12 protein-coding genes and 5 pseudogenes are annotated in these 13910 nt (G+C 62.1%); 4 read left to right on the top strand and 13 right to left on the bottom strand.

What is annotated here, in order from left to right; translation table 11 throughout:
• Window positions 1-8: 8 nt before the first annotated feature.
• From NCS58_RS32360 to NCS58_RS32375, 4 genes are read right to left on the bottom strand one after another with little or no spacing between them, the layout of a single operon-like run.
• Window positions 9-1178: a CaiB/BaiF CoA-transferase family protein gene (locus NCS58_RS32360; protein ID WP_250477896.1), complete on the bottom strand. Its 1170-nt coding sequence runs from the start codon at window positions 1176-1178 to the stop codon at window positions 9-11.
• Window positions 1178-2470, bottom strand: a complete 1293-nt coding sequence (locus NCS58_RS32365) for a CaiB/BaiF CoA-transferase family protein (RefSeq protein WP_250477897.1) — start codon at window positions 2468-2470, stop codon at window positions 1178-1180. Before NCS58_RS32365 ends, NCS58_RS32360 begins: the two co-directional genes overlap by 1 nt.
• Window positions 2467-2952 carry an acyl dehydratase gene (locus tag NCS58_RS32370; RefSeq protein ID WP_250477898.1) on the bottom strand — a complete coding sequence of 162 codons (486 nt, stop codon included), beginning with the start codon at window positions 2950-2952 and terminating at the stop codon, window positions 2467-2469. The genes NCS58_RS32365 and NCS58_RS32370 overlap by 4 nt, the downstream gene beginning before the upstream one ends.
• A gap of 12 nt (window positions 2953-2964) precedes the next feature.
• Complete coding sequence (locus NCS58_RS32375) at window positions 2965-3489, bottom strand: MaoC family dehydratase N-terminal domain-containing protein (protein WP_250477899.1); 525 nt, start codon at window positions 3487-3489, stop codon at window positions 2965-2967.
• A 163-nt stretch (window positions 3490-3652) separates the two neighbouring features.
• Between NCS58_RS32375 and NCS58_RS32380 the strand changes: the two are divergent.
• Window positions 3653-4683: pseudogene (locus NCS58_RS32380) on the top strand (Ldh family oxidoreductase).
• Window positions 4622-4969 (top strand): annotated as a pseudogene (locus NCS58_RS32385) (IS30 family transposase); the annotation flags it as partial. The pseudogenes NCS58_RS32380 and NCS58_RS32385, both read left to right, overlap by 62 nt.
• On the opposite strand, the pseudogene NCS58_RS32390 reads toward NCS58_RS32385, so the two are convergent.
• From NCS58_RS32390 to NCS58_RS32400, 3 genes and pseudogenes are all read right to left on the bottom strand, one after another.
• A pseudogene (locus NCS58_RS32390) lies at window positions 4945-5186 on the bottom strand (zinc metalloprotease HtpX); the annotation flags it as partial. The pseudogenes NCS58_RS32385 and NCS58_RS32390 sit on opposite strands and share 25 nt — an antisense overlap.
• 32 nt (window positions 5187-5218) lie before the next feature.
• Window positions 5219-6184 (bottom strand): Tim44 domain-containing protein, encoded by a 966-nt coding sequence (locus NCS58_RS32395; protein WP_250477900.1) that lies wholly within the window; start codon window positions 6182-6184, stop codon window positions 5219-5221.
• Between the two features lie 83 nt (window positions 6185-6267).
• Window positions 6268-6760: pseudogene (locus NCS58_RS32400) on the bottom strand (CBS domain-containing protein).
• Window positions 6761-6904: 144 nt separating this feature from the next.
• On the opposite strand from NCS58_RS32400, the gene nhaR reads away from it, so the two are divergent.
• Window positions 6905-7801 carry a transcriptional activator NhaR gene (gene nhaR / locus NCS58_RS32405; RefSeq protein WP_250477901.1) on the top strand — a complete coding sequence of 299 codons (897 nt, stop codon included), beginning with the start codon at window positions 6905-6907 and terminating at the stop codon, window positions 7799-7801.
• Window positions 7802-8327: 526 nt separating this feature from the next.
• Here the strand turns inward: nhaR and NCS58_RS32410 are convergent.
• Window positions 8328-8852, bottom strand: coding sequence for a hypothetical protein (locus NCS58_RS32410; protein ID WP_250477902.1), 525 nt, complete (start codon window positions 8850-8852; stop codon window positions 8328-8330).
• A gap of 106 nt (window positions 8853-8958) precedes the next feature.
• Between NCS58_RS32410 and NCS58_RS32415 the strand changes: the two are divergent.
• Window positions 8959-9224 (top strand): annotated as a pseudogene (locus NCS58_RS32415) (DNA methyltransferase); the annotation flags it as partial.
• A gap of 75 nt (window positions 9225-9299) precedes the next feature.
• Here NCS58_RS32415 and NCS58_RS32420 read toward each other — a convergent pair.
• From NCS58_RS32420 to NCS58_RS32440, 5 genes are all read right to left on the bottom strand, one after another.
• Window positions 9300-9557 carry a hypothetical protein gene (locus tag NCS58_RS32420; RefSeq protein WP_143756346.1) on the bottom strand — a complete coding sequence of 86 codons (258 nt, stop codon included), beginning with the start codon at window positions 9555-9557 and terminating at the stop codon, window positions 9300-9302.
• Between the two features lie 600 nt (window positions 9558-10157).
• Window positions 10158-10841: an SDR family NAD(P)-dependent oxidoreductase gene (locus NCS58_RS32425; protein ID WP_250477903.1), complete on the bottom strand. Its 684-nt coding sequence runs from the start codon at window positions 10839-10841 to the stop codon at window positions 10158-10160.
• Between the two features lie 30 nt (window positions 10842-10871).
• Window positions 10872-12212 carry an FAD-binding oxidoreductase gene (locus NCS58_RS32430; RefSeq protein ID WP_061118590.1) on the bottom strand — a complete coding sequence of 447 codons (1341 nt, stop codon included), beginning with the start codon at window positions 12210-12212 and terminating at the stop codon, window positions 10872-10874.
• A gap of 23 nt (window positions 12213-12235) precedes the next feature.
• Window positions 12236-13033, bottom strand: a complete 798-nt coding sequence (locus NCS58_RS32435) for an amino acid ABC transporter permease (RefSeq protein ID WP_250477904.1) — start codon at window positions 13031-13033, stop codon at window positions 12236-12238.
• A gap of 53 nt (window positions 13034-13086) precedes the next feature.
• Entirely contained in the window at window positions 13087-13899 is an 813-nt protein-coding gene (locus NCS58_RS32440) for an ABC transporter substrate-binding protein (RefSeq protein ID WP_250477905.1), read from the bottom strand.
• Window positions 13900-13910: the final 11 nt, after the last annotated feature.

Here is a 13910-nt window from a genome sequence, read left to right on the forward strand (position 1 = left end):
CGATGCCGTCAGCGCAACACGCCCGCCTCGGTCAGGGTTTCGATTTCGTGCGCGTCCAGGCCGAGCAATTCGCCGAATACGTAGTCGTTGTGTTCGCCAAGACGCGGCGGCGGCGTGAAATCGCCGCGAAAGCCAGCGCTGTCACGCCACGGCAGCGCGATGCTGCGCGAGCCGTCGGGAAGCGTCGGAAATAGCCCGGCATCGGCGAAATACGGGTCTTCCATCACCGCGCCGATGTGTCTGGAACGCGCCGCCGGCACGCCACGCGAGTGCAGCGCATCCAGCGCGCGCGCGGGCGGCTGATCGTGCAGCCATGCCGCGATCAGATCTTCCGCTTCGGCTCGATGCGCCGCGCGGCTGAGTGCATCGGCGAAGCGGGAGTCGGCGGCGAGTTCGGGCTTGCGCATGGCGTCGCACAGCCCGCGCCACTGCCGGTCGTCACAGATGGAGACGGCGAGCCAGGCGTCGTCGCCAGCGCAGCGGAAGCATCCGGATGGCGCGGCGTCGGCTTCGTGTGCGCCGGTCGCCGTCGGCGTCTTGCTGCCGAGCGACTCGCGAAACAGCAGTTCGGGCAGAAGCGCGACCGTGCTCTCCAGCATCGACAGGTCGATGTAAGCGCCCTCGCCGCTGATGTGCCGATGCCTGATGGCCGCCAGCACCGCGCAGCTTTCCCACAGCGCGGTGATCGGATCGGTCCATGCGGGCAGGATGCCCATGGCTTCGACGCGCTCGTTCGGCGTGCCGACCACGCTGGCGCGGCCACTATATGCCTGCAATAGCGACCCGTAGGCGAGCGCATCACGCTGCGGCCCTTCGCGGCCCGTGCCCGATGCTGACACGAAGATCAGATCGGGGCGAATGGCGGCGAGCGTCGCATAATCGAGGCCGAACTTCGCCAGCACGCCGTTGGAGAAGTTCTCGACGACCATGTCGCTCTGCGCGATCAGGCGGCGGATCAGCTCTGGGCCTTGCGGCCGGCTCAGGTTGATCGTGCAACTCTTCTTGCCCGCATTCACCACGGCCCACCACGGTTGACGCTGCGTATGCTCGCGCCGCGTCGACGATTCGATCTTGATGATCTCCGCGCCCATGCCGGCCAGCATCTTGGTGGTCATCGGGCCGGCCAGCACCCAACTGAAATCGACGACGCGCAAGCCCGCTAATGCTTTCTGTGTCATCACACCACTCCGTGCAGGCGCAACGCTTCGACTTCGTCGGGCGACAGCCCGAGCCGCTCTTCGAATATCGCGCGATTGGCGCAACCCAGCGCGGGCGAAACCACGTCGCGTGCGCGCGGCAACTCCGCGCCTGAAGTCGTGCGCATGGCGAATGGCAGACCGGGCATCGGCAACGGCGTATCGCCCGCGCCTTGCCAGCGATCGAAGAAGCCGCGCGCGTTCAGTTGAGCGTTGTCCAGCAGATCGCGCGCGCCGCTTACGGGAAAGCATGCAACGCGGGCGCCCTGGGCGCGCTCGAACACGTCGGCGCGGGTGTGCTCGCGCGTCCACTTCGACATTTCGTCTTGCAGGATCATCCAGTTCTCGTTGCGCGCCGTGCGCTCGCCGCATAGCGCCGCATCTCGCGACCATGCGGGGTTACCCAGCAGTTCGACCCACCGTTCCCACTGATGCTGCTCGCGCGGCGAGATCATCACGAAGCCGTCCTTGCACGGCAGAAGCCAGATCAGCCCGCCCGCGACTTCGGTGCCTTGCAGTTCTTCGCGCAGACGGCTGAAGTTGCGTTCGCCACGGCCATAATCGGCGACCGGCTCGATGAGCAAGTGGGCGATCACATCCAGTTCCGCGCATTCGATACTGCGCCCCTCGCCATTCATCTGCGCTTCGAGTAAGCCCCAAAGCGCTGCGTTGGCGGCAGCCACGCCCGTGGCAAGCGCCACTTCGCGATCCGCACAGGCCACGGGCGCCTGCTCATCCGGCGCATGCACGGGACGCGCCTGATGGAACGCATAGCCTGCGTGATGCGTGAGCGTGAAGTCGGTGAAAGCGGACGGCGCGTCGGGCAATGCGTGAGTCGCCCAGGGTGTGACTGCGAGCGTGACGAGAGCCGGCTGGATCTGCCTCAGCGTATCGCCATCCAGTTGCAGTGCCGCGAGACGCGTCGCATCCGAAGTGATCAGGAGATCGGCCGGTTCGACGAGACGCCGCAGCAACGCCGCGCCCTGCACGTGCGACGGATCGAGCGTCACGCTTTGCTTGCCGTGATTCAGATAGGCGAAGAGCGCCGCATCGTTGCCATAAGGCGCATCGGGCGCGAACGGTCCGATGCGGCGCAGTGCATCGCCGGTGCCGGGCGGTTCCAGCTTGAGCACGTGCGCGCCGAGGTCGCACAATATGCGCGCGCAGAACGCGGCGGCCATGGAATGACTCCATTCGATCACGCGCACACCGGCCAGCGGCGCGGCAATCGCACGATTTTCACGCGCTTGCGCCGTGGACATGGCGGCGCTCATGCTGCCTCTTCGAGCACGGCGGGATCGAACGGATAGGGTACCGGCGCCCCATTGCGCAACGGCAGCACGACCGTGGCGCTGCCGGGCGTGCTCTCCCTGCCTTCCTGGTTGCGCAAGCCGATTTCCAGATGCACGAGACCATAGCCGCCGCGCCGTTCGGTTCCGGTCACGCGTCCCCATGCCGTGAGCAGATCGCCCGGCACGTTCATGCCGCGAAACTGGAATTGGAGCTTCCATGCCCAGCCGCTTTCGCCTACCCAGTCGGTCAGCAGTTGCAGCATGATGTGTTGCTTCCACGATCCGTTGACCATCACGTCGGGCAGCTTGTCGTGCTCCGTCGCGAAGCGCCAGTCGTAATGAATGCGATGCCAGTTCTCCATCGATGCCGACCAGCGCACGATGTGCGCCGTAGTCATCGGTCCCTTGACGAGCGATGGAATCTCGGAGCCCACCGCGATATCCTCGAAATACAAGTCGGCCATGATGATTCCCGCCTAGCGCATGATCTGAGTGTTGGTGACTTTCATGAGCTTCTCGCCGCTCTCGTTCACATAGGTCTCTTCTATGATGACGAACACCATCGGTCCGCTCTTGCCAGCGCGCTGCACGATCTCCTTGTAACGTGCCTGACGCAGCACCCTCTCACCCACCCGTGCATAGCGATAAAGCTCGTACTCGTAGCCGCCGTTCAGGTCACGCGGCAACTCCACTTCGACTGGGGGCAAGCCGCTGAAACTGCGGCTCAGGCCATCGTAATCGGGCTTGTTCATGTCATCGAGCGGATCGGGCGATGCCGGCGCTCTGCGAAACGCATGCACCGGAAAACCCGGCGGCGCAACCAGCGCGCCGTAACGGCTCGTCGCGGTCCAGTCTTCGTCCCAATAGCGGCGCGCGTCGTCCATGGTCGCGTGGTGGAAGCGGCGCACTTCGCTCGCTTCGACGGGATGAGTGGACGTGACCCAGTCCGTCTGTGCGCCGATGATGGCCTTCACCTTGCCGGTAATGTATTCGTTGCTCACGGCTCAAATCTCCTGTTGCTGCATCGACGAAACCAGTCTAGGTGAGCCGCCCTGCAGCGCACAATACTTGATCGTTGAATCAACGTCTTCTCAGCGTTGTTGCTATGTACTATCGTGCGTTTCGTGTCGTCTTTCTCGGCACATTCATCAAGGGAGAGAGGGCATGGACACAGTCCACTACGAGGCGAGCGCGCTCGTCGAATATGCAAACGAAGTGCTTTGCAAGGCGGGGCTTGAAAGCGCTCATGCGCACAACGTCGCGCATACGCTCGTCGAAGGCGCCCTGCTCGCACATGACACACATGGACTCGCTTTGCTACCCGGTTATGTGAAGCAACTCGAGCAAGGCGCAATGACCCGGGAGGGTTTGCCGCAAGCCATCTCGGACCGGCCGGCGGCGTTGCTATGGGATGGGCGCCGTCTGCCCGGACCTTCGCTCGTGCATGCCGGTATCGATGCCTTGCCCCACGCGCGCGCGAACTGGGTTCCGCCACGCTTGTGATTCGGCGCAGGTCATCACATTGCTTGCCTTGCTGCGTATCTTCTGCGCGCCACGCAGATGAATCTGGTGTTGATGCTCGCAAGCTCCGATCCGAGCGTGCAGAGCGTGGCGCCCTTCGGCGGCACACGCGCCTTGTTCACGCCGAATCCGATCGCGCTTGGCATCCCGACATCGACGACGCCGATGTTGATCGATATATCGTCATCCGTAACGACCAACGCCATGAGTGCCGGCCTGCATAAGCATGGCCAGTCATTCGATGAACCCTGGATGATCGATGCGCGCGGCAACGCGACGCGCGACCCCGGCGTGCTGTTCACCGATCCACCGGGACGATCCTGCCGCTAGGCGGACTGTCAGCCGGTCACAAGGGGTTCGGCATGGCGTTGATGATCGAAGCGCTCACCGGTGGACTTGCCGGCTTCAGCCGTGCCGATCCGCAGGAAGGATGGGGCGCGACGGTTTTCATGTCGCTGCATGATCCGGCTGCGTTCGGCGGTATTGATGCGTTCCAAAGGCAAATGGACTGGCTGAACGATGCCTGCCGCAGCAATCCGCCGCGCACGACGGATCATCCCGTGCGGGTGCCCGGCGAGCGCGCTATTGCCAGACGCGCCGAGCAGCTGGCCCATGGCGCAGGACCGCGCCGTTCCGGGGCACTGGGAAGGCGACCTCCTGTGCGGCAGCGGTAACAGCCAGATTGCAACGCTTGTAGAGCGACACACACGCTATGTCATGCTGGTCGAGATTGACAGCAAGGACAGTGAAACCGTGGCCAACGCGCTCATCAAACACGCCGGCAAGCTTCCGCAAGAGCTCTACAAATCGCTTACCTGGGATCGCGGCACCGAGATGGCGGGGCACAAACGGCTCACCATCGCCACTGACATTGCCGTGTATTTCTGTGACCCCAAGCATCCGTGGCAACGCGGCTCCAATGAGAATACGAACGGGCTGTTGAGACAGTCCTTCCCAAAGGCATCCAGCGCGGAATTCTTGAAAGCACCTGTCGCGAATGCGTTCGGCGCCCCTTCAAAAATGGCGACTTGCGGCATACCGATCTCAGCACGCTGCGCAAGCTCCCGTACCGTATCGACCAACACTGCTCGGTCGGATTCCTTGGCGAGCCAATGACACGCGTCCCAGTTGTCCATTTCGCCATCGGTTTAGAGATGAGCAGTGAAATGAACGATCCCACCGGTTGTGCCCCCTTCTCTAACGGTCCCTCTAGCCGGTTATCTGCTGAATCCCGGCCAGTCGCCACGTCTGATCGCCGTGCGTGCCCTTCACCAAATTCCAGATCTCCTGGAATGGCTCTGCGGTCGGATTGTCATCCTCCCGCATTTGACCGTGAAAGCGCACGCTTACCAGCGTTTCGTCCGCATTGCCTTCCGTGGACAGCACCTCGGCGTCGAGCCGCGTGACTTCCGTTACGCTGCGCTCGCGGCCGCGCGCTTCAAGGTCCTGCTTGAGCCGCATGAACATCTCCGGCGTCGTCAACTCGAACATGTCACCCTGCTCGTTCCGGTCCCATGCGCTCTGAAGACGCATGAACATGTCCTTCGCCGAAACCAGAAGAGCGGCCAGATCAACCTTTGACGAGAGGTCCGCTGCTGTCACCGCTCCCGCAGCTGCAGCCGCCCCTACCGCCGGGCGTCCCCAGCCCCCGGAATCGGCTTCGGGACGCTGTTGCCCGAACCGATTCCGGAATGGCGAGCCCTTCGTCTGCTGGCGGCTCGCAGCCCCCGGGCCATAAGCGAGATCCGGACGACGCCGGTTGGCGATGAAGCGATACAGCAACATTCCGCAGAAAATCACTAACCCGATGAGCAGCGCATTCGACAGCATTTGCGCGAGCTCTCCACCCAGGCCAAACGATGACAGCAACGCCGCAATGCCAAGGCCTGCGGCGAAGCCGGCGAGCGGACCCATCCAGCGGTTGCCCGCCGCTGCGGCAGGCGACTGCGCGGCCTGCTGCGCAGGCTGGGCTTGCTGGCTACGTTGCGCCTGCCCAGACTGCGGCGCCGCTTGCGTCTGACGCCCGATACTTTGGCTACCGCCTACCCGCTTCGCTTCGGCATCGTTCGAGGCCACCGCGCCTAGAGCAAGCAAGCCTGCCAGACCAAATGCCGCGGTTCCGCGCGCTATCGCACCGGCCGCATGCCGAACCTGATTGATGAATTGCTTGAACATAAGAAGCCTCTTCTGTTGATTCGCGGTACTTCCGTCATCACGCGTTTGGTATAGCCCATGCGATAAAAATACGGATAGCAAAACTACTGACTCATCGAACTTGCCGCCGATTGCGTCTTCAATTCAATGTGGCCGCGCTGAGAGGCGTTGCCGTGAATGTAACGCAACAGTTGTTGGATCGTGTCTCCTGATCAGCAATCAGGTTCTTGACGAGGTCGCCGATCGACACCTTTCCGATGACCTCTCCAGCCACGATCACGGGCAGATAACGTAGCCGGTGCTCGGTCATCAGCGCCATGCATTCGTCGGTCGTCTGCTGCGGGGTGATGTAGCGGAACGTGTCGACATGATTTCGAATACCTGCGTATGCCGTGACGAACGGTCCATCAGGACAATTTTCCCGGCATCATCGCGCTCGGTGACGATCCCGGCCGGGCGCCCTTTATGCGCGACGCTTAGCGCTCCGACGTGCCCGGCAAGCCATGACGCACTCGCGTCGTAGACTGATGCGAATGCCTCGGTAGCCCACGCTGTCTGCGCAACTCTAAAACGAAGGAGTTGCGCAATGGATGCCATATCCCACCTCTCCGCTGTTTGTTAGCGCCCGCTGGCGTCCGGACGTGATGTCTGAACTTAACCGAATTGGACAGAATATAAAATTCGTATTTTCGTTGCTAATCGTCCGGAAAAACCGTAGCTTTGTTCATCTCGGAGGCTCGCGTGAACTTTAAGCATTTGCATTACTTCTGGGTGGCAGCGCATGCAGGGGGAATCGCCCGCGCTGGCGAGCAATTGCACATCTCGCCGCAGACTCTCAGTGGACAGGTCAAACTGCTCGAGGAAGCGCTGGGCAAGAAGCTGTTTCGGAAAAATGGGCGCACGCTTGAACTGACCGATGTGGGCCGCCTGACGCTTGGCTACGCAGACGAAATCTTCTCGTTGGGCTCAGAACTCGAGAGTGCCGTGCGCCGCGAGAGCGAATCCGGCGCACAAACGCGGTTTCGTGTGGGGATTGCGGATTCCGTGCCGAAGGCAATCGCTTACCGGCTCTTGGAACCGGCGCTGGGCGCCTCGGTGTCGCTGCGTATGATCTGCCAAGAAGGCAAGCTGCACGCACTGCTCGCGCAACTGGCGGTACACCGGCTCGATCTGATCATCGCCGATGCTCCGATTCCTGCCGACGTGAACGTCAAGGCGTTTAATCACCAGCTCGGTCATTCGTCACTAGGCTGTTTTGGCGCGTACGCGCTGATGCAAGGCAACAAGCAAAGCTTCCCGAAACTGCTTGGCCAAGTGCCTGTATTGTTGCCTGGTACGGACTCCGCTGTCCGTCGCAAGCTGGACCACTGGTTAGCGCTACATGCCATCGCGCCGCATATAATCGGCGAATTCGACGATGGAGCGATGACCATGGCGTTCGGTCGCGAAGGGCGTGGCGTGCTGTTCGCGCCAACCGTGCTGGAGAGCCAGTTACAGGCAGAGCACAAACTGACGATGGTCGGACGGATCAGCACCATTGTCGAAGAATTCTTCGCGATTTCGATCGAGCGTCGCATCAGTCATCCGGCGGTCGCGATCATCATGGACGCCGCGCGCAGCGAGTTGTTCAACGCATAGACGGGTGTATTGCGTCATTACCCGCGTCCGCGTTGTCCTGCCTGGGACTCGTAATTCGCGGGAAATTCCCCGGCATTGCGGATATGCTGCCGCGAGGTCACGACGCATTTATCGGCGAGTACGCGCTGGCCTGCGTGTTTCCGAGCGACTGCGAGCAACTACTTGATCACTTGATGGCAGTTGATGAGCGCAACACGGCGCTCCCCTCAGAGCGACCGGAGTAGATCGTTGCCGCCGTTTGCTCGCCGGCCTATTCGCTGGATCTGACTACACAAACCGACAATGACCGCGGCTCGCGCTTCGGACCGGACAGATCTTGCGAGCCGTGGTCCCTGGTTTAACTGCATTTTGCGAGTGTCCGTTATCTGAATTGCCCGGGTCGCTTCGGCCGCTGCCTGGCGTGACGAGTCTGTCATTCGAATGCGCGCATGCCAAAGGCATGAACCGACCCAACCCGGCCGGCCGAAAGGTTTGCTTTGGTATGACCGCTTCCAATGGCGGCCGCACTGGCTTTACCGTTCTGAAGCTACGATCCTGAACGCGTAGGCTGCACCAAAGGCGCGTTCTCCAGGACCGCCGATGCCACGTCCTTTGCGAGCATGAACGCCGACGTCTCGCCCGAAGCGTGCGAAAGGGCCAACGCCCCCTGAAGAAGCAGGTTGAGTTGCTTGGCGAGACACTGAGGTTTGGCGAAGCCCGCCCGCTTGCACAGTTCGAGGAACTTCACTTCACCGCGTGAACTTGCCGCTATGCCAAGTTCTACAATGCCCTCGTGCTTCCCGGCATATTCCTGTGCCGCCTTCGTCCCCAGGCAACCTCGCGTTAGCACTCGACCGGTAACCTTTCGTACGTCGAAGAACTCAATGATCTGCTCGCGCGGGTCGCTGATGTGCGCGACCGGATCGAAAAGTTCGTGAACGACGCCTTCACTATAGAGCCGCAACACGGCCTCAATCAAATCCTCTTTCGACGGGAAAGAGCGCCTCTCGCAGCCGAATATCGAGGATCGAGCAGGCAGTGACCGATTGCCCGGCAAGACGAGCGGCAGCATGAAAGCCGTTGGCCCGCGCTTCGGCGGCAACAAGTACGGCGACGACGATCGCGAAGAGTCCCGGACGAAAAGCGGCAACGAGTGGAAAGGCGAAAGCGGCCGAGCGAACAAGCGCTCCGCCTGGACGGTAGCGACGACGCCGTATGAAGGCGCGCACTTCGCAACGTTCCCTGAAGCACTCGTCGAGCCTGCACCCTCGCAGGATCCCGCGCCAGCGATGTCGTGTTCGATCCGTCCTTCGGCAGCGGCACGACGGACGAGGTTGCACAGCGCCTCGGCCGCCGCTTCATCGGATGGGAACTGAATCCGCAATACGAGCAGCTTCAGCGCGATCGCTTGCGGCAGCCTGGTCTGATGCTCGAGCACGCATGACACGCACCATCATTACCTTCCGCGCGCTCCTTCGACAAACTGAGACGTTCGACGCCACGCACTGGCTGCGGCTATTCAACGAGACAGACGCCTGACTTGGCTTTCAATGGAAGGCACGTCGGTCAAATCGTCACCGCTCATGCCTAGCGCCCAACGCAGATCACGAACGAACTCGACGCAGGTGGTTTCCCACTCGGGCGTGTCAACCGCAAAGTCCCGGGGATTCCTTTTCCCACGGGCCCGACGGATAGCTTCGATGCTCGCCGCCAGAGAACGCGCTTCCGCGCCGAGCGGATCGTCGTTACCCAGTCGTTGAAATGGTTCGTTATTCATTCCCGGGTTTTCGGCAAAGACCTCACAAACTTTACGGGTAGCTTGAAACGAGCTTTTACTCCCAGATAACAGGTGCCCGAATGACTGGAACGAGGGCACCCGGATTCATGCGCGCGAAAATCCGTACGACGCGTAGGAGCACAGCGCCCATCGCATCCTCGTTCGTGTTGCCCGCGGCGAGCGCTAATTCTGCCAAGGCCGCGTAGGTAATGGTCCCGGACTGCACTCGACCACCAACGCGGACGGCAATCCGCACCCAGTCGCCGTTTGTTCGCTCGTTGACTAACCAAGCCTCCGTTATGAAATTAGGTTCCATCGCGCCCGCTCTTCGTAACGACATTTCGAAAGAGCAAGCGCCGTGTGCGTCAACCGCAAGAGAGGGCCGACTACTCCCACCATCGACGCCGCCATTGCCGATTACGATCTCCGTAACCCTGCGGCGCTTAACGAGACGACTCGGTCGCGTACAGAAGGACTATCCATGACCATTCAAACTCACAATCGCTCATCCGCACCGCGGTCCGTGCCGAACGGCATGCGATGCCGGCTTCGCCACCCGACAGCTGACCTTGCCCTAGCTCGAGAAAGCGCAGGCGTCCGCTAAAGCGTCTCCTCATATTGGCAGTTAACGAGCAGTTCCGCCACGCTCGTCGTATTCGGCAACTCGATGGTATTCACCACCAGAAGCGCCAGGTCTTGCGGCTGCGTCATCGCCATCGGTTCGATATCGGCGATGCCGGCGGCCATGTCAGTATTCACGAAGCCCGGGCACACCGCGGTCGCGCGCACGCCATCATCCCAGCCCGCGCGGCGCACGGCATGAGTGAGCGCCACCATCGCGTGCTTCGACATTTGATAACCGACGTTCAGGTTCTTCACGCGTTTGCCGGAGAGCGACGCAAGCTGCACGAAGCGTCCGGCTCCCGCGCGGCGCAAATGCGGCAGCGCCGCCTGCACAAGCCGGAAAGGCGCGTTCACATTGATCTCGAAGGTCTCATTTAGGTGCGCATCAGTGCCGGTATCGAAGTCGATCATGCGGCAGATGCCCGCGTTGCTCACCAGCACGTTGATGCGGCCGAAGCGCGCAATCGTCGCATCCACCCAGGCGCGGGCGGCTTCGGGATCGCGCGCCTCGTAGGGATGCAGGAACGCGTCCGGCACGCCATCGTAGGCTTGCGTATCTCGCAGGCCGAGCGACAGCCTGTAACCGCGCCTCGCCAGTTCCAGAGCAATCTCACGTCCGATGCCGCGGCTCGCGCCCGACACCATCGCCACCTTGTCCATATGTAACTCCATGCTGTCGGTTCTCGCGTATCAAAAGCCCGCGTCGATGGTGATCTTCGATCCGTCGCTGAAGCGCTCGAGACGGAATGCGTGCGGATCGACGAGCGGCGCGTCGCCGTTGACGAGGTCCGCCATCAGCCTGCCCGCGCCCGGCCCGATACCGAAGCCGTGTCCCGAGAATCCGGTGCCGATGAACATGCCCGGCACGCGCGCCACTCCGGAGATGACGGGAATCGCGTCCGGCGTCACGTCGATATAACCAGCCCACCGCTGCGCAATGCGCGCACCCGACAACTGCGGAAACGCTTCGGTAAAGGCCTTTAGACCCTTGTCAACGTAAGGCACCACCGGGTCCGGATCGAGCGTGCGAACGTGCTCGAAAACCGTGGATTCGTTGAGCGCCCAGCGGCGCGGCCGCTTCAGTTCGTCGAAGAAACGCTTGCCGATCTGAATCTGCAGCGCGCCCATCTGGCTCTTCAATGCTTCGATGTATTTGAAGAAGAGGCGGAACGAATCCGGCGTCAGATCGGCGTGCGTGCGCAAGCCATACGCGACCGTGTAGCCGCCATCCGCACGCTTGCGAAACGCGAATTCCTCGTTATTGGCGCTGCACGTGGGACCGCCTTCGAGCGGTTCGGTGCGCAGCACGGATGCACGCGTGAGCAACTGCGGCAGGTCCACGCCGAGATTGCCGCAGAAATAGCGCGTCCATGCGCCGCCCGCCACGACGACCGCATTGCAGCGGATCGTCCCGTGCTCGGTGACGACCGCGCTCGCGCGGCCGCCGCTCGTCTCAATGCCTCGCACCGCGCACGGCGTGAGAATGCTGACGCCTTTGCGTCGCAGCGCGTTGGCGATGGCGGGCGCGGCCTTTTGCGGTTCGGCGCGCGCATCGCCCGGCGTGAAGATGCCGCCCTTGTACGTCTGCGTCGCGCCGGGCAGCAGGCGTGCGACGTCATGCGTGTCCACTTCGCGCGTGTCGAAGGCATCGTCGCCGGCTATCTCGCGACCGCGCTTCAACCAGTCACGGTGACGTTCGAGCACGGCATCATCGTTCGATACGTACAGGATGCCGCACGGGTTGAAGCCCGTGTCGATGCCAAGCGTTCTGTCGAGCGTGCGCCAGATCTTGAGGCTTTCGATGCTGAGCAGAAGTTCGCGGGGATCGCGCCTCGTCACACGCACCCAGCCCCAGTTGCGGCTCGACTGCTCGCCCGCGATGTGCCCCTTCTCGCAAAGCGCGACGGACAGCCCTTTTTCGTGGAGCGAAAGCGCCGTTGATACGCCGATGATGCCGCCGCCGATCACAACGACATCGGCGCGTTCGGGCAGCGTGATATCGTCGGCGACGGTGTCGACTTTAGGACCCATGGTTTCTTGTGTCGAAGTGAGAGTTACGGACGACGCTCGGCCACGGCCGCCGTCTGCGATTGCAGCGCTTCCTCGGCGCGCACGTTGCGCGCGGCGCGCGATGCCTTTTGCTGGCGCGTTGCGGGATTGATGAAGCGATTGGTCCAGCGGTCCAGATGATTGATTGCGTGCGTGAGCGGCACGGTGATGAGTAGATACACGGCGCCTGCCGCGACGAGCGGCGACAGGTTGGCCGTATTGACCGCCGCGTTTTGCCCGATAGTGAACAGATCGCGCTGCGAAGTGAGCAGCCCGAGGAAGTACACGAGGCTCGAGTCCTTGACGATCGAGATGAACTGATTGGCAAGCGCGGGCAGAATGCGCCGCACGCCCTGCGGCACGATCACATGACGCATGCCGCTCCAGTACGTCATGCCGAGCGCCTGGCACGCCGACATCTGTCCGCGTCCGACGCTCTGAATGCCGGAGCGGAAAATCTCCGCGATATACGCCGAGGACACCAGCGCCAGCGCAACGATCGCAAGCGGATACGGATTCGGCCCGAACAGCGAGAGTCCGACGGGCGCCAGCCCTTGCCCGACCACGAGGATGACCAGCGCGGCGGGCAGCCCGCGAAAGACATCCACGAAGACGCGCACGGGCCACGTCAGCCAGCGCGTATGTGATACGGCGCAGAGCGCTAGCGCCATGCCTGCCACGATGCCGAGCGCAGTCGAGATTACCGACAGGATCAGCGTGTTGACGAGACCCGTGCCGATCAGCGTCGGCAGCGACTCGACGAGCAGCGGCCAATCCAGGAAGTTCTGCAGAAATGCATTCATGAGGACTCTCTCCATGCGCTTAACGCTTCGCGAGAAGCAACGATGGCGGACGGTTATTTCATGGCATACGGCGGCATCGGGTCAGGCTTCGGATAGCCGGGATTGAACTGCTGATATAGCTTGAGCCATGTGCCGTCCGCCACCAGTTCGCCGATGGCCTTGTTGACCGCCGCTTCGAGCTTCACGTTGCCCTTGCGGATAGGGAAACCGGCGGGAAGATTCGAAGCCGAGATATCGAGCTTGTCGGCCAGCTTCAGGTCCGGATACTTCCCTTGCAAGCCTTCAAGCAAGGTTTTGTCGATGAAGTAGCCGTCGATATACTTGTTGCGCAGCGCAAGAAAGCCCGCGTTGATATTCGGAAAGCGGACGATCTGCGCGCCCGGCAGATAGCTCTGCGAATAAGTGTCTTCGATCGTCCCCTGCACCACCCCGATGCGCTTGTCCTTCACCGATGACACGTCCGCGCCGATCGTGCTGTCCGGCAGCGTGCCGACGCTCAGAAGACCCGTCAGATAGCCTTCCGAGAAATCGACCATCTTGAGGCGCTCCTTGGTGATCGAGATCGAGCCCGCAGCTAGATCGACCTGCTGATTCGCCACGCTCGGTAAGAGACCCGCGAAGTCCTGCGCGCGGAAATCGGCCGTGAGCCCCAGCTTCGCGGCGATGGCGCGCACCAGTTCCACGTCGAAGCCCGTCATCTTGCCGTTGTCGATGTACGAGTACGGCTTGTTGTTCGCATCGACACCCGCGACGATCTTGCCCGGCGTCAATGTGCCGACATCATCGGCGGCGTGGGCGGCAGTCGTCGCGCCGACCAGGAACGATGCGGCCAGGGCGAAGTGGCGTGCGAGGCGAAGTAATCGCATGGTGAGGCTCC

Origin of the sequence: Caballeronia sp. INML3B, from assembly GCF_023631305.1 — a bacterium.
GTDB lineage: Bacteria > Pseudomonadota > Gammaproteobacteria > Burkholderiales > Burkholderiaceae > Caballeronia > Caballeronia turbans.